Source organism: Pseudomonadota bacterium, from assembly GCA_039196715.1.
Taxonomy (GTDB): Bacteria; Pseudomonadota; Gammaproteobacteria; order CALCKW01; family CALCKW01; genus CALCKW01.
In genome coordinates, this window is sequence record JBCCUP010000058.1 from 1 (window position 1) to 15822 (window position 15822).

Below are 15822 nucleotides of genomic sequence, written 5' to 3' on the forward strand. Positions count from 1 at the left end.
CTCGTGGCCCCGCAACACACCTTCCAGTTGGGCCTCTGCGCCCGTTTCTCACATCGTTTTCTGACACGCACCTAGACAGCGGGAGTACGCGGGTATGGCTGAAGAAGAGGTCAATCCAGAAGAGCTCGAGATCGCCGACGAACTGATCGCCGAACGCCGAGCCGAAGCCCCGGGCGAAACGCCGGAGGACATGACGTCCTGGCAACGCCCCATCACCGCTGCCATTGATGTCCTGAATTACCGAGCCGGGCAACTGATCGCCCTGCTCATGGTGCCTCTGATCGCCGTCGTGGTGTACGAGGTGCTCTCGCGCAACGCCTTCGTGATCCTGCAGAACGCTGGCTTCGAAGAGCTCGCACGCTCGCTCGGCCTCGGCCCCACCCTGTGGGTGTACGACACCAGCCGCATGCTCGCCGGCGTGATCTTCATGGCCGCGGCGGGCTACGGCCTGATGCGCGGTGTACACATCCGCGCCGACTTCCTCTACCGCAACTGGTCGTCCAAGACGCAGGCCACCGTGGACGCCACGCTGTACCTGGTGTTCTTCATGCCGTCGATGATCTTCTTCACGGTCATCGCCTCGGAATTCTGGTGGGTTGCCTACTCGCGCGGCGAAACCATGCAGGTCGACAGCGCCTGGGGGCCCCTGTTGTGGCCGGCGCGCCTCGCCATGCCGATCGGCGGCCTGCTGCTCGCATTGCAAGGCATCCCGGAGATCTTCCGCGCGTTCCACAAGATGGGCAAGGAACGCGAGCGGCTGTTCATCCGCGCCCTGCCGATCTACCTGGTTGCCCTGCTCTGGCTGATTCTGGCGGTGTTCCAGCCGAACCTCGTGCCGGGCGGTGAGTGGTTCTCCGACCTGATGCGCGCTCGCCCGACCATGGACAAGGCGACCATCGGCCTGATCATGCTCGGCGCGATGCTGTTCGTGATCTTCGTCGGCTTCCCGATTTCCTTCACGCTGATCTTCCTCGCGTTCGTGTTCGGCATCTGGGGTTCGAACTTCAAGCTGACGACGCTGCTGATGACCCTGAACACCAACTCCACGATGCTGAACGACCAGCTCATGGCGGTGCCGCTGTTCGTCCTGATGGGCATCATCATGGAAGCCGCAGGCCTGATGGACCGGCTGTTTGCGTCAGTCCAGATGATCATGTCGCGGGTGCGCGGTGCGCTCTTCATCGCCGTGCTGATCGTCTCGACGATCTTCGCCGCCGCCACCGGCATCGTCGGCGCCTCGGTCACCCTGCTCGGCATCATGGCGGGCGCCACCATGAGCCGCTCGGGGTACAACGTGCAGCTCGCTGCGGGCACGATTACCGCCGGGGGCACGCTTGGCATCCTGATCCCGCCGTCGATCATGCTGATCGTCATGGGCCCGGTGCTCGAGGTGTCGACGCTGGACCTCTTCCGTGCCGCTTTCATCCCGGGCGCCCTGCTCGCCACGCTCTACCTCGCCTACACACTCGGTCGCTGCTGGCTCAACCCGAGCCTCGGCCCGGTGCTCGCAGAGGAAGATCAACCCAAGACCTCGGCCTTCTACGGCGCTGAAGTTGCGCTGATCTGCCTCGGTGTGCTGACACTCTGTCGGGTGTTCGGTCTGGCGCTCGGCGGCGCCTTTGGTGCCTTGATGCCGTTCGGCGGCCTGGTGGTCTTTGCGGTCGCCCTGGCCGTCGCTTTTGCCGCGTACCGTCAGCTCAAGGTGCTGCGGATCATGGTGCCGCTCGCGGTGCTCTTCCACGTCGGGATGATCGCGGCGAACCTGGGCGACGGCGTGCCGGTGTGGTCAATGGTCTTCGCGGCTTTCACCGCGCTGCTGGCCCACCTCGGCCGCCCGATCTACTCGGCCGCCGCCGAAACCGACTTCCACTTCTCTGCGCTGTGGGACGAGTTCTTCGCCGGCCTCATGCCGCCGACCATCCTCATCTCCTTCGCGCTCGGCTCGATTCTCCTCGGTATTGCAACCCCGGCAGAAGCCGCGGCCATGGGTGCCTTCGGCGCGATACTCCTGTCGATCGCCTACCGCAAGTTCACCCTGCCGAGCTTTTTCGACAGCCTCATCAAGGCACTGGAAATCACCGTTCTCATCATGTTCCTGGTGGCGGCGTCGAACTTCTTCGGCGCGCAGTTCAGCGCACTCGGCACGCCCAAGATGATGACCGAACTGCTGCTCGGCCTCGAGATGTCGCCCTACCTGATCCTGATCATCGTCATGGCGCTGATTTTCCTGCTCGGGTGGCCGCTGGAGTGGGTGCCGATCGTGCTCATCGTCGTGCCGATCCTGTTGCCGACTGTCGAGGTCCTCGAGATACACGGCCTGGCCCGCTACGATCTCATGGTGTGGTTCGGCATCCTTGTCGCGGTCAATCTCCAAACCGCCTGGCTATCGCCACCTGTTGCGCTCTCGGCCTACTTCCTCAAGGGTGTGGTGCCGAACTGGGACCTCAAGGACATCTACCTTGGCATGATGCAGTTCATGGGCATCCAGCTCATTGGCCTCGCCTTGTTGTTTGCCTTCCCGCAACTCGTGCTGTGGTTGCCACGGGTGATGTCGGGCGGGTAGGAGACGCTCGAATCTGTGCCGGGTGGTCTTGGCGACGCCCGGCGCGCGCCTCGTCGGTTGGTTCAGCGCGGTCGCACCGACGCGCGAACCAGACCGGCAACAGGCTGGCAATGACGACCCCGGGCTGTCACGACACGCGCTCTGAGGGCGTGTCGCGCGCTCAGGGCACGTCGGTGCTCAGGATGACGGCCAACTCGCGTGCGGCGATGCGCAACTCTTCCAGGCGGTCCCTGAGGGCATCCAACGGCGAGCGCTGCTTCAGCGCCTGAATGGACAGCGTGGCCAACGCACGGCCCTCCCGGTCCAGCACCGGCACGCAGATCGCGACCATGCCTGCAATGAACTCCTCGTTGTCGATCGAGTAACCACGCTCGGCCGACAGCGCCAGTGCGCCCTCGAGGTCGGCCATCGACACGAGTGTGTTCGGCCCGTGCCGGTCGAACGCGAGTTGCCTGAGCAGCCGGGCACGGTCGAGCTCAGGCAGACTCGCAAGGTACATCTTGCCGCTCGCCGTGCAATGCAGGGGCACGCTGCTGCCGATCGAGAACTGCACACGGATCGGCCAGTCTGCCTCGACGCGGTCGAGGTAGAGCATGCGCACGCCGTCCGGCACCGCGAGGTTGCAGGTCTCGCCAACCCGCGCCGCCAGGCGCGACAACACCGCCTGCCGCTCGGCGTTGTGCTGGCCACCGACCAGCACCTTGCGCGCGATTTCCCGCAAGCGCAGGCCCGGCTCGAATGCCGTGCCGCCGGGCACGGTCTGAACGAAACCGGCGGTTTGCAGCTGCGTGCACAGCCGATGTGCACTGGCTTTGGGGATGCCGAGGGCACGCGACACGTCGCTCGCGGTCAGCGGTGTTTCGCTGCAGCCCACGCGCTCGAGCACCTCCAGCACCCGCTGAATGGACGACCCGCGCTTGGCGGTGTCCGCGTCGCTCGCTGCGCTGGCAGCGCGTTGCCGGATGTCTGTCACACGGACGACCCACTGTGGTTATAATGAGAAAAATATTACCACTTTGGGGCTCAGCGTGAGCGAAACCGGTCAAAGTTACGACTTTATCGTTGTCGGTGCGGGGTCAGCAGGCTGCGCAGTCGCAGCCCGCCTGGCCGAAAACGGGCGCTTTTCGGTCCTGTTGCTCGAGGCCGGCGGTCGCGACTGGAATCCCTGGATTCACATCCCGGTAGGCTACTTCAAGACCATGCACAATAAGGCCACCGACTGGTGCTACGAGACCGAACCCGACCAGGGGATCGGCGGGCGCAGCCTGAAGTGGCCACGGGGTCGTGTGCTCGGTGGCTCGAGCTCGATCAACGGCTTGTTGTACGTGCGGGGCCAGCGTGAAGACTACGACCATTGGGCCGACCTCGGCTGTGAAGGCTGGTCCTACGACGAGGTGTTGCCGCTGTTCAAGCGCGCCGAGGACCACTACCTCGGCGAGAGCGACTACCACGGCGCCGGCGGCCCCATCCACGTCTCCGAAGTGACCTTCAAGCGCGACATCTGCGACGCCTTCATCGACGCGGCCGCCAACATCGGCGTACCGCGCAACGACGACATCAACGGCGCCACCCAAGAGGGCGTCGGCTACTTCCAACTCACCGCCCACAAGGGACGGCGCTGCAGTGCAGCGCAAGGCTACTTTCGCCGGATCCCGCGTGGTGCCGGGCTCAAGATCGAGACCGGGTGCGAAGCGCAGAAGCTCCTCATCGAGGACGGCCGCGCCGTCGGCGTGCGATACCTGCACAACGGCCGGCCCGCCACCGCCCGCGCCACCCGCGAGGTGGTGCTTTCGGCTGGCGCCATCGGCTCGCCGCAATTGCTGATGCTCAGCGGCATCGGCCCCGAGGCCGAACTGGCGCAGCACGGTATCGACCTGGTGCGCGAGCGCAACGAGGTCGGGCAGAACATGAAAGACCACCTGCAACTGCGCATGGTGTACCGGACGCGCCGCCCGATCACCCTCAACGACGATCTGAAATCGTGGTTCAGCCAAGTGCGTGCCGGCATCGAATACGCGCTCAGGCGCACCGGGCCGTTGACGCTTGCGGCCAGCCAGGTGGTCGGCTTCTGTTGCACCGGCCTCACCGGCAAACGCCCGGACATCCAATACCACCTGCAGCCGCTCAGCGCCGACTCGCCCGGTGAGGGACTGCACCCCTACTCGGCAATCACGGTTTCCGTGTGCCAACTGCGCCCCGAGAGCAAGGGCCACATTGAACTGCAATCAGCCGACTTCCGCGACCACCCCGCAATCGTGCCCAACTACCTCGACACCGAGTTCGACCGCAAGACTGCCGTCGAGTCGCTGAAGTTCTCACGCGCGATCATGCAAGCCGAGCCGATGGCCGGCGAAATCGAGCGCGAGGACCTGCCCGGCAGCCAGTACCAGAGCGACGACGAGCTGCTGCAGGCGGCGCGCAACATCGCCAACACCATCTACCACCCGACCGGCACCTGCCGGATGGGCAGTGATACCGACGCGGTGGTCGACCCGCAGCTGCGGGTGAACGGCATCGCCGGCCTGCGCGTGGCAGACGCCTCGATCATGCCCGAGATCGTGTCCGGCAACACCAACGCGCCGGCGATCATGATCGGCGAAAAGGCCGCGGCCATGCTGCTCGCGGAACACGGCGCAGCGGGCTGAGTCACCCGCGCGCGCCTGTGCGTGCGAGCCGAGCCGACCGGCATCGACCTGCCGTGTGACGCGCCGTTCACCGTGCTCGCGTGGTGTGCGCAGCACCCGGTCAAATGGCGCATACTCCGTGTCCGCCTGCCCAGAGCCCTGACCGTGGCCAACCTGCTGCTCTACATCGTCACCGTCCTGATCTGGGGCACGACCTGGTACGTCATCAAACTGCAACTCGGGCCGGTGCCCGAGAGTTGGTCGGTGGCCTGGCGCTTCTTCATCGCCGCCGCCGCCATGGCGGTCTGGCTGATGGCCCGAGGCCGGTTCAAGGACTTGCCGACCGGGCGCGACCTCGCGTTCGTGTGTGCCCAGGGGGCGATGCTGTTTTCGCTCAACTACTGGCTCTTCTACATCGCGTCCAACCACCTGACGACCGGCTTGGTGGCGATCATCTTCTCCCTGATCACCCTGATGAACATCGCCAACCAGGCGGTGTTTTTCCGGCAGGCGGTCGACCGGCGCACGCTGATGGCCAGCCTCACCGGTATCGTCGGGCTGGTGTTGGTGTTCTGGCCGGAGTTTCGCCACATGGCACCCGGCAGCTCGCTGGTGTTTGCCGTCGGCATCGGCGTGCTCGCGACCTACTTCGCGTCGCTCGGCAACATCCTCTCGGTGCGCAACACACGCAACGGGCTGCCGGTGCTGCGCACCAACATGGTCGGCATGTTTGCCGGCGCCGTCTGCATGAGCCTGATCGCAATCGGCAGCGGCCACCCGCCGGCCATCGAGCTGACGCCGACCTACCTCGGCGCGCTGTTTTACCTCGCGGTGTTCGGTTCGGTTGCGGCTTTCGGCTGCTATCTGACGCTGATCCACCGCATCGGCGCTGACAAGGGCGCCTACGCCGGCGTTGCCTTCCCGGTCGTCGCCCTCCTGATCAGCACCTGGCTCGAAGGCTACCGCTGGACGCCGATTGCGGGCCTCGGCGTCGCAATGATTGTCTGCGGCAACGTGCTGGCGCTGTCGAAGCCGGCCGCGACGCGGGCGCGATCAGCGTAGGGTCATCCGCCACCTGCGTGTGCAGGTGTCGGACTGCGCCGGGTCAGAGCGAAAAGAACGGCACCACCGCAAAGTAGACGATGGCCAAGGTGAACAGGCAGAAACTCACGGTGCTGAGCGGTTTGCGGCGGAACTGATCGACAAGCTCGGGCAGGTGTCCACGCCAGTTGGCGTCGCGCTCGGCGCGCGCCTGTGCTGCGTGCTCGGCCTGGTACGCGTCGATCAGCTCGCGTGCGCGCAGGTACTCGGCGCGGTCGTTGGGGGTGAGCCAGATGGCTGCGAGCCCTATGCCCCAGAAGCCCCGATGGGTTTCGTGGGTGTCGACCTGGTGCGTGCGCAGCAGCGCGCGCACCGCCTCGGCCTCGTCCTCCGGCACGCCGTTGAGGCGAAACAGCAGCATGGCCATCAGTCGCGGGCCTCCCGTTGCGCGCGCTTGTGCGCGCGGTTCGCGTCGATGCTGGCGCGCGCCGCGTCACCGAGGTGCGCCTCGCCACGCGCGTGGGCCAGAGCCAGTTGCCGCTCGCGCTCGGCAAAGCGGGCGCGGTCCGCCTCGCTGCGGGACGCGCGGCAGTGCGGGCAACTCACGCCTTGCACGTGGTCCGGCGAAGCCCGATCCGCCTCGCTGAGCGGCATGCGGCAGGCGTTGCACTGGGTGTAGCTGCCCGGCCTCAGTTGGTGGTCAACGGTCACCCGCTCGTCAAAGACAAAGCACTCGCCCCGCCATCGGCTCTCGGTTTCGGGCACGTCGGCGAGGTAGTTGAGGATGCCGCCCTTGAGGTGGTAGACCTCGTCGAAGCCCTTGGATTTGAGGTAGGCAGTCGACTTCTCGCAGCGGATCCCGCCAGTGCAGAACATCGCGATCTTGGTGTGCCGCTCGGGGTCGAGGTTGGCCTCCGCCCAGGCCGGAAAATCACGGAAGTTGGCGGTCTCCGGGTTGACCGCCCCGTCGAAACTGCCGACGGCCACCTCGTAGTCGTTGCGCGTGTCCACGACCAGCACGTCCGGTGACGCGATCAGGGCGTTCCAGTCACGCGGCTCGACATACGCGCCCGCGTCGCGCTGCGGGTCGATGTCGGGTTGCCCCATGGTCACGATTTCGCGTTTGAGCTTCACCTTGGTGCGCATGAACGGCTGCTGGTCGGTGACCGACTCCTTCACATCGATACCGGCAAAGCGCGGGTCACGACCGAGCACACGCAACAGCGCGTCGACGCCCTCGCGCGGCCCCGCGACCGTGCCGTTGAGGCCCTCGCGGGCGAGCAGCAGCGTGCCTCGCAGGCCGTTGCGCTGGAGGGTTTTCAGAAGCGGTTGGCGCAGATCCGCGCAGTCGTCCAGACGGACGAAGCGGTACAGGGCACAGACAATCACGTCGCCCATGGCAGGGGTCCTCTCGGTTGGCGCGCCGGGGCGTAATCCCGGAGCCGGCGCACAGGGTAACGCCGAAGCCGCAGCCGTGAAAGCCGCTGCGCGCGGTCGGACTGCCGACCCGCGATGACAGTCGCGAAAACGCCGAATTCCAGGGGTCTCCACCGGGCCGTCCAGCCGGGCGCACCCGGGCGATTTCCTTTACCATGGCGGCCTCACGAACACGCGAGCCCGCCCCATGGCCTTCAACGCACTCCTGGTCGAAAAAGACGACGAGGGCAACACCGCCGCCGCCGTGCAGACGCTGGACGACAGCCGCCTGCCGGATGGCAATGTCACGGTCGACATCGCCTACTCGGGTCTGAACTACAAGGACGGGTTGTGCCTGGGCAAGGGGGGCGGTGGCCTGGTTCGGAACTATCCGCACGTGCCCGGCATCGATTTCGCCGGCACCATCAGCCACTCGGACGACCCGCGTTACGCGGTCGGCGACGAAGTCGTCCTGACCGGGTGGCGTGTCGGTGAAACGCACTGGGGCGGCTACGCTCAGCGCGCCCGGTTGAACGCCGACTGGTTGGTACCCCTGCCTGCGGGTCTGTCCGCCAAGGACGCCATGGCGGTCGGGACGGCCGGCATCGCCGCCGTGCTGGCCGTGGACGCGCTCGAGCGCAACGGCATGCGACCGGACGGCCTGCCGGTGCTCGTCACCGGTGCCGCGGGCGGGGTCGGTTCGGTCGCCGTCGCGATGCTGTCCCAACTCGGCTACGAAGTCGCCGCCGTGTCCGGTCGGCCGGAAGCGGAAGCCTACCTCGCGAACCTCGGCGCCAGCCGTGTGATCCCGCGTGCAGAGATCAACGAGACGGTCAAACGCCCGCTCGAGAGCGAGTCCTGGGGCGGCTGTGTCGACGCCGTCGGCGGTGCCATGCTGGCGCGGGTGCTTGGCCAGCTCGCCTACGGTGCGTCGGCCGCCGCGGTCGGCCTCGCCGGCGGCGCCCAACTGCCCGCCACGGTCATCCCGTTTCTGCTGCGCGGCGTCAACCTGCTCGGCATCGATTCGGTCATGCAACCCTTCGATGCTCGCCAGCGTGCGTGGCAGCGGGTCGTCGACGATCTGCCGCTCGACAAGCTCAACAGCATGGTCGAGGTGGCCACCCTCGCCGACCTGCCGGCGCTCGGCGCCGCGATCCTCAAGGGCGATGTGCGTGGCCGAGTGGTGGTCGACGTCAACGCCTGATCGGGCCTCGCCCCGCCGCCCTCCGCCGGGGCGGCGAGTCGCACACCACGCGGGCCGCTGACCCGCACCGCCTCTGACCCAGTCGCACAGCCAACGGGTACGCCGACATGACCCTGCTCATCGTCTACCTCACCATCGCCATCGGCGTGTCCTTCCTCTGCTCGATCCTGGAGGCGGTGCTGCTCTCGACCACGCCGAGCTACGTCGCCACGCTCAAGGCCGAGCGCCCGGCGGCGGGCGCGGTGCTCGAGTCGGTGCGAGAGCGACTCGACCAGTCGCTCGCCGCCATTCTGATCCTCAACACCTTTGCCCACACCATGGGGGCCTTCGGCGTCGGCTCGCAGGCCTTGCAGGTGTTCGGGCCCGAGTGGGAAACGCTGATCGCGGTGCTGTTGACGCTCGCGATCCTCTACTTCTCCGAGATCATCCCCAAAACCCTCGGTGCGCTGTTCTGGCGCGCGCTGTCGGTGCCAACCGCGCACACCATCCGCTGGCTGATCAAGGTTGTCTACCCGTTGGTCTGGGTGTCGACACTGCTGACCACGCTGTTCGGTAAGGAGTCCAAGGACGCCGTGACACGGGAAGAGATTCTCGCGATGGCGGCGCTCGGCAAGCAAGGTGGCGCGATCGTGCCGAGCGAGAGCGCCTACATGGAAAACCTGCTGCGGCTGCGCGACATCACCACTGAAGCGGTGTTGACGCCCCGCTCGGTGGTGCACATGCTCGAGCAGAGCACCACCGTCAGCGCCGCACTCGACGACGAGGCCACCCGGCAGTTCGCCCGCATTCCGGTCTACCAGGACAGCGTCGACCGCGTGATCGGCAAGGTGCTGCGCAACGACCTCTTCATCGCCGAGCGCGAGGGGCTGGGGGCGCAGCCGGTCAGCGAACTGGCCCAGCCCATTCTGCGCGTGGCCGAGAAGTTGCCGGTGCAGCAGTTGCTCGACCGGCTGATCAAGCACCGCGAGCACCTGAGTCTGGTGGAAGACGAGTACGGTCAGACGGCCGGTATCGTCACCCTGGAGGACGCGATCGAAACGCTGCTCGGCCGCGAAATCGTCGACGAAAGCGACCCGGTCGAAGACATGCAGGCGCTCGCGCGGGTGCAATACCGACAGCGGCTCGCCGCGACCCGGTCAGGCGGCGACGCCACCGACGCCTGAGTTCACAGTGGCAGCACCCGACGCGGTCATGTTGGGTGGCGCGGCACTCAACTGTCGCTGTTGGCCAGCACGTGCACAGCGCGATCAGCGATCCAGTCGCCAACCGTAGCGGCGTACTGCTTCATGTGCGTGGACGCCGCGTGCGCCTTGAGCGTCTCGGCACTCGACCACTTCTCGATGACCATGAAGGTGTCGTCACCGAGCGGCGCGGCAAAGCCACCGAAATCGGCGTCGATGACCGGTTGGTATTCGATGCACCCCTCCTCGGCGTGCACTGCGGGCATGTTGGCGTGGAAAGCCGCGAGAATGTCGGCGCGTTTGCCCGGTTTGGCTGTGATCACGGCGATGACGTGAATCATGCGTCGGTCCTCTCAGGTGGTGAAAAGCGCGATGCCGACCACGGCCACCAAGGCCGAGGCCATCGCGAAGTTGATCAGTCGTTGCGTTTGCGGTGCCAGCGCGAGCCGGTGCAAGGTGACGCCGGCGTGGAGCCACAGCAAGTGGATGGGTATCCAGACGAGGTTCAGCAGAACCAGTTTGATCGCGACTTCGGCGACGAAGCGCTCTGGCCAGATCGCGAAACCGCTGAACAGCGTGGTGCCGACCACGTAGGCCTTGGGGTTGATAGTCTGAAGCAGCACGCCATCGACGAAGCCCGGCTCCCGCTTGGCGGCAACGAAGGCTATCTGGCTGCCCGACAGGGCGATGCGCAGTGCCATGTAGCCGAGGTACCCCACCGAGGCAATCAACAGGATCTGGCGCAAGCCCGGCACGGCGAACACCAGCGCGGCGAGGCCACTGGCGACAGCCAGCATCACGGCGTTGCTGCCGACACAGAGCCCGGACACGTAGCGCACACCCGGCGTCCAGCCAAAGCCCGCCCCCACGCCAGCGGTGGTCAGCACGCCGGGGCCCGGCGACACCAACAGGAAAAAGCACGCTGCCAGAAATCCCCAGGCCAGTCCTGCGTCCAACGCGTTACTCGACCCGCTGCCAGACCTGTCCTCGGCAGATCACGAACACGCAACCCGACACCTTCAAGCCGCCGTCGACCAGGGCCATCTTGGATTTGTACGTCTTGTCGTCGTCCGGGGCCCAGATCGTGCCCTTGTTCCAGCGGCCCTCGCCGGCGGCGCGCATGTTCTTGATGATGTAGCGACCGGAAAACTCGCTTTCACCCGCCTGCCCGTCCGCGTCGACACGCTCCATGATCACACCGCAAACCCGCTCGGCGTTGTCTTCGCAGGCACCGATCTGCACCGTGAGGTACAGGCCTTCGTCGTTGGGCTCGGTGCGCCAGAGACCGGACACGGCGTCGCTCGCCAGGGCCGCCGAACTCAGGCACGTCGCCATCACCAACCAGAGCATTCGCATGCTGATATTCCCCGTGGTCAAACCGCGCATTACACCACAGCGCCGGTGGCTCATGCACCCGCAGCGGCGCTTTCCCGTCGCGATTGTCACGTCGGCACGGTCGAACGCCACCCGGTTCAGAGCAACTCGGGGTCGATGCGGTACCCCATGCCGCGCACGGTCTCGATGAATGGCGAGCCGTCGCGGCCGAGTTTCTTGCGCAGCCGCCCGATGTAGACGTCCACCACGTTGGTCAGCGGGTCGGTGCTGATGCCCCAGACGGTGTTGAGGATGCGCTCGCGGGAGAAGAGCTTCTGTGGGAAGCTCATGAGCAACTCGAGCAGGGCGAGTTCTTTCGCGGTCAGGTCGACCCGGACGCCGTCCACCGACACCGACATCGACTCGCGGTTGAGCGACACGCCACCGACGTCGAGCGTGCCGGGCGCTTCGGGTTCGATCCCCCACCGGCGCACCACCGCCGCCATGCGCGCCAGCAACTCGTCCAGGTCGATCGGCTTGGTCATGTAGTCGTCGGCCCCCATGTTGAGGCCCTGCACCACGTCCTCGATCGCATCGAGCGCCGTCAACATGATGATCGGCGTCTGCACTTTGCGAAAACGCAGGTTCTGACAGACGTCGAGGCCCGGCATGCCGGGCAGCATGAGGTCCAGCAGGATCACGTCGAATTCACCCATACGGCCGAGCGTGAAGGCTTCATTGCCGTCTGCACAGCGTACGCAGGTGTGGCCCTCGGACTTCAGCGCCCGTTGGAGAAAGTCCGCAATGCGGTCTTCGTCTTCGACGATCAACACCCTCACGGCGACGCCCTCAATTGTGGTTCGACCGGCAACAACACCGTCGCCGTGGTGCCGCGGCCCGACTCGCCGCGCAGGTAGATGCTGCCACCGTGTGCGTCGACAATCGCCTTGGCAACAGGTAGCCCAAGTCCGGTACCCGCCGGCGTGCTCACGCCGTCGACACCGCGATAGAAGCGCGAAAACACCTGGTTGGATTGGTGGTAGCTCAGGCCAATGCCGTCGTCGACCACCTGCACTTCAATCTGGTTGTCACGGCGAGCGACCGACACCTCGACCTGCGCATCGCGGTAGGAATACTTGATCGCGTTGTCGATCAGGATGGTCACCACCTGCTTGAAACGGCCGGCGTCGAGTTCCGCGACAACCTCGGTATCGGCGTACTGTTCGACCAGGGTGATCAGACGCTCGTTCGCGAGCGGCCGCATATCCTCACAGACCTGCGACACCAGCGGCACCACCGCAGCCGAGCGCAAGTGCAACGGCGCCTTGCCGTCTTCGGTGCGCGCGATGAACAGCAGATCCTGCACGAGCCGCGTGGTGTGCACGGTCTGCTCGCGCACGCGTTCCAGGGCGTCCTGGTACTGCTCTGCGGTTTTGGTCTCGCCGCGCAAGGCCACGTCCGCCTCGCCCTGGATGATGGTCAGTGGGGTGCGCAGTTCATGGCTGATGTCTGCGAGAAACTGCCGACGCATTTCGCTCACGGACGCGAGTTTGGTGTTGGAGCGTTCCAGCTCGGCCGTGCGCGCGCTGATCTGGGCTTCGAGGTGGTCCTGTGAGGCCTGCGCGCCCGCGCGCTGCGTGTCGATTTCGGCCGCCATGTGATTCATCGCGTCGGCGAGCTCGGCAAACTCGGTGTCGGCAACCGACTGGATCCGGTGGCCGAAGCCGCCCGCCCGGTAGCTCTCGACGGCCTGCTTGAACACGTTCAACGACGACGTCAGCGCCCGCCAGGTCGAAAAGATCAAGAGCGCCCCGAGCAACAGGCTGAAGGCCACCACGCCGGGCAGCACCCGGGTCAGGAAGGACGTGAGCTCGCGCGCGATGCGGCCGGTCTCGCGCACCTCGCGCAACTCGTCCGCGAGGGCCTCGTCGATCAGGCGGTTGAACCGGCCTTCGAGCGCGTCGCTGCGCAACCGATCCAGTGCGATGCGGGCGGCGGGACGGTCGTTCGCGTCGATGGCGTCACGCACCGCCTGGCTGCCCTCGATGATGTCCTCGGCCAGAGCCTCGATGCGGTTGAAGTGCTCGAGCTCGGCCGCCTGACGCAGCGCATCGACAGGATCCCGGTCGGCGTTGATGCCGTCGCGCACGGTGGCCAACGCCGCACGCAGTGCCCGCTGGTTGCGAAAGCGGGCCTCGAGGTCCGCGACGTTGCCCTCGGACACGATCTCGGCCATCGAGCTGAGTTTGCGGTAGGTGTGGTCCGACACCGCGCGGTAGCTCGAGTACACGTCCTGCGCATGCGCGCTGCGCTCGAGGAAGTAGCTGTGTTGGCGCGCGCCGAACCAGATCAACGCCGCCGACACCAACACGACAGCGAACAGCCCCGCGCCGGTGAACGCGAGGCGGCGTTTGAAGCTGCTGGCGGTGGAGAGCATCATGGCGGCGCGCTGACGGCGGGTGAAAACGGGCGTGCCTACGGTAATGCGGTGTCCTCAGGCGGGCAACACGACGCCGTGAAAACACTGGGCGAAGCGCGGCGCCTTCTCCTTGACGCCACGCCCGCCCAGGGCCAACTGCAGAGCACTGCAGGTGACGCGGGTACCCGCCGTCCACTCGCCGGGTTCAACGCGGTGTCATCGCGCGGCGCCGAACCGAATTGCAGTGATCGTTTGCCCGACGCTGTCGCGCCCGCACTGAATCATCACAGCCCAATCCGAGTCGGCTCTCTCGCACAAACCCGCCGTCCATTGCCGTGGTTGTGTTCAAAGCCCGTCACGATGTTTGTGTCCGAATGTTACTGACGGTTCGTCATCGGTAACGTGATGGTTGGCTGAACAGAGCCTCACCCCACCATGAACAGAACATGAACGCTCGCGTGCGAAAGGACGCACCCGACGGAACCGCCCCTGTGTTTGAGAATGCCGATGGCAGCACATGAATTAACATAATTTACAATTTACGCTTCATGCCAGGCAGCACCTCGGACCGCCCCGAACCGCGCCGACGCTGCACACGAGCCGTGTGCTCAGCGCGTCCCCTCCGAGAAGCGTGACACCGCCCGGTTGACCACGCGGCCTACCACGGCGTAGAGCGTCACCGACATCACACCGAGCACCAACATGGCTGCAAACATCAGATCGACCTTGGCCCGGCCACTGGCCAGCAACATCAGGTAGCCGAGCCCACTCGAAGAGCCGACCCACTCGCCGATCACCGCCCCGATGGGCGCATAGACTGCCGCGAGCTTGAGGCCCGCACCCAGCGCCGGGAGCGCGTGCGGCACCCGCAGGCGCACCAGCACCGCGCGCTCGCGTGCGCCCATCGTCTGGGCCAGGTCCAACCACCCTGCCGGCGTGCGCAGCAGGCCATCGAGGAACGCCGACATAACCGGAAAGAAGATGATCAGCACCGCCATCGCCACCTTGGACCACAAACCGTAACCGAGCCACAGGGTCAGGATGGGTGCCAGCGCGAAGACCGGCAGCGCTTGCGTGAACGCCAACAGGGGCTTGAGCAGATCGCGCGCGCGCCGCGAGTGCGCGAGCGAGAGCGCCGTGAGCGCACCGAGGCTCCCACCCAGCACGAGGCCGATCAACACCTCGATCAGTGTGGTGCCGGCGTGTGAGGCCAGCAGGGCCCCGTTGTCCCACAACGCGGCTCCGACCTTGGCCGGGCACGGCAGGATGAAGTGCGGCAGATCGAAGACGGTGACCACCGCCTGCCACAACAGCAACGCCAACACCGCCGACGCGAGCGCGGCCCGCATCAGACCGCCGCCTCGGGTTCGCGCAGACGCCGAAGCAACTGCCCCTGCAACCGCAGCGTCGCGTCGTCGTCGACCGGCCTCGGCGGCGGCGCCGACGGCATCACGATGTCCTCCACAGCCACCGGGGTCATCAACAGCACGCGGTGGCCGAGCCGGGCTGCTTCCGCCGGATCGTGCGTGACCATGACCACGGTGCGCCCGACCAACACCTCCGCTGCGAGGTCTTGCATCTCCGAGCGGGTGCGGGCGTCGAGCGCCGAGAAGGGCTCGTCGAGCAGCACCACGGGCTTGTCTTCCATCAGCGTGCGGGCGAGCGCAACCCGTTGTCGCTGCCCGCCCGAGAGCTGCGGTGGCCGCTTGCCGGCGTGCGCCTGCAACCCCACCCGGTCGATCAGGCCCAGCACGCGGTCGCGGTCGACCGCCTCGCCGCGCAGGCGCGCACCGAGCGACACGTTCTCCACCACGCCGTGCCACGGCAGCAGCAGGTCCTGTTGCGCCATCAGGGCCACGCGGTGGGCGAGCGGTTCACCGTCGTCGGCAGCGAGTTCACCCTCGAAACGCCAGTGCACGGGCAGCCCGGCCAGCAGCCGCAGCACGGTGCTCTTGCCGATGCCCGACGCACCGAGCAACGCCGTCCAGCTGGCGGCGTCGCAGCGGACATCGGCAAACGGCACCCGGTGTCGGCCGCCGTCGCCGAGCGTCCCGTTCAGC

The 15822-nt window shown here is 66.4% G+C and carries 15 protein-coding genes; 5 read left to right on the plus strand and 10 right to left on the minus strand.

Annotated elements, in window-relative coordinates:
• The first annotated feature begins 94 nt into the window (after nucleotides 1-94).
• Nucleotides 95-2563 carry a TRAP transporter large permease subunit gene (locus AAGA11_16810; protein MEM9604529.1) on the plus strand — a complete coding sequence of 823 codons (2469 nt, stop codon included), beginning with the start codon at nucleotides 95-97 and terminating at the stop codon, nucleotides 2561-2563.
• Nucleotides 2564-2723: 160 nt separating this feature from the next.
• Here AAGA11_16810 and AAGA11_16815 read toward each other — a convergent pair whose 3' ends face one another.
• Entirely contained in the window at nucleotides 2724-3536 is an 813-nt protein-coding gene (locus AAGA11_16815; GenBank protein ID MEM9604530.1) for an IclR family transcriptional regulator, read from the minus strand.
• 55 nt (nucleotides 3537-3591) lie between these two features.
• On the opposite strand from AAGA11_16815, the gene AAGA11_16820 reads away from it, so the two are divergent.
• The gene (locus tag AAGA11_16820; GenBank protein ID MEM9604531.1) at nucleotides 3592-5208 is read left to right on the plus strand and encodes an FAD-dependent oxidoreductase; all 1617 of its coding nucleotides are present in this window, start codon (nucleotides 3592-3594) and stop codon (nucleotides 5206-5208) included.
• Between the two features lie 21 nt (nucleotides 5209-5229).
• On the plus strand, nucleotides 5230-6249 hold the full coding sequence (locus tag AAGA11_16825; GenBank protein MEM9604532.1) for an EamA family transporter: 1020 nt from the start codon (nucleotides 5230-5232) through the stop codon (nucleotides 6247-6249).
• Between the two features lie 43 nt (nucleotides 6250-6292).
• Here the strand turns inward: AAGA11_16825 and AAGA11_16830 are convergent, their stop codons facing one another.
• The gene (locus tag AAGA11_16830; protein ID MEM9604533.1) at nucleotides 6293-6655 is read right to left on the minus strand and encodes a DUF6164 family protein; all 363 of its coding nucleotides are present in this window, start codon (nucleotides 6653-6655) and stop codon (nucleotides 6293-6295) included.
• Nucleotides 6655-7626, minus strand: a complete 972-nt coding sequence (locus tag AAGA11_16835) for a rhodanese-related sulfurtransferase (protein ID MEM9604534.1) — start codon at nucleotides 7624-7626, stop codon at nucleotides 6655-6657. The genes AAGA11_16830 and AAGA11_16835 overlap by 1 nt, the downstream gene beginning before the upstream one ends.
• A 226-nt stretch (nucleotides 7627-7852) precedes the next feature.
• Here AAGA11_16835 and AAGA11_16840 point away from each other — a divergent pair, with 226 nt between their 5' ends.
• Together AAGA11_16840 and AAGA11_16845 are read left to right on the plus strand one after the other, a co-directional pair.
• The gene (locus tag AAGA11_16840) at nucleotides 7853-8848 is read left to right on the plus strand and encodes an acryloyl-CoA reductase (protein ID MEM9604535.1); all 996 of its coding nucleotides are present in this window, start codon (nucleotides 7853-7855) and stop codon (nucleotides 8846-8848) included.
• Between the two features lie 107 nt (nucleotides 8849-8955).
• Nucleotides 8956-10011: a CNNM domain-containing protein gene (locus AAGA11_16845; protein MEM9604536.1), complete on the plus strand. Its 1056-nt coding sequence runs from the start codon at nucleotides 8956-8958 to the stop codon at nucleotides 10009-10011.
• A 47-nt stretch (nucleotides 10012-10058) separates the two neighbouring features.
• On the opposite strand, the gene AAGA11_16850 is transcribed toward AAGA11_16845, so the two are convergent.
• The 7 genes from AAGA11_16850 to AAGA11_16880 all read right to left on the minus strand — a co-directional run bounded on the left by AAGA11_16850 (nucleotide 10059) and on the right by AAGA11_16880 (nucleotide 15785).
• Nucleotides 10059-10370, minus strand: a complete 312-nt coding sequence (locus AAGA11_16850) for a putative quinol monooxygenase (protein MEM9604537.1) — start codon at nucleotides 10368-10370, stop codon at nucleotides 10059-10061.
• Nucleotides 10371-10382: 12 nt separating this feature from the next.
• A complete protein-coding gene (locus AAGA11_16855; protein ID MEM9604538.1) occupies nucleotides 10383-10985 on the minus strand; it encodes a LysE family translocator in 603 nt (200 codons plus the stop codon).
• Nucleotides 10986-10989: 4 nt separating this feature from the next.
• Entirely contained in the window at nucleotides 10990-11385 is a 396-nt protein-coding gene (locus AAGA11_16860) for a DUF2147 domain-containing protein (protein ID MEM9604539.1), read from the minus strand.
• Nucleotides 11386-11501: 116 nt separating this feature from the next.
• A complete protein-coding gene (locus AAGA11_16865) occupies nucleotides 11502-12182 on the minus strand; it encodes a response regulator transcription factor (GenBank protein ID MEM9604540.1) in 681 nt (226 codons plus the stop codon).
• Nucleotides 12179-13783: a HAMP domain-containing sensor histidine kinase gene (locus AAGA11_16870; GenBank protein MEM9604541.1), complete on the minus strand. Its 1605-nt coding sequence runs from the start codon at nucleotides 13781-13783 to the stop codon at nucleotides 12179-12181. Before AAGA11_16870 ends, AAGA11_16865 begins: the two co-directional genes overlap by 4 nt.
• Nucleotides 13784-14370: 587 nt before the next feature.
• Nucleotides 14371-15111 (minus strand): ABC transporter permease, encoded by a 741-nt coding sequence (locus AAGA11_16875; protein ID MEM9604542.1) that lies wholly within the window; start codon nucleotides 15109-15111, stop codon nucleotides 14371-14373.
• On the minus strand, nucleotides 15111-15785 hold the full coding sequence (locus AAGA11_16880; GenBank protein MEM9604543.1) for an ATP-binding cassette domain-containing protein: 675 nt from the start codon (nucleotides 15783-15785) through the stop codon (nucleotides 15111-15113). The genes AAGA11_16875 and AAGA11_16880 overlap by 1 nt, the downstream gene beginning before the upstream one ends.
• Nucleotides 15786-15822 lie beyond the last annotated feature (37 nt).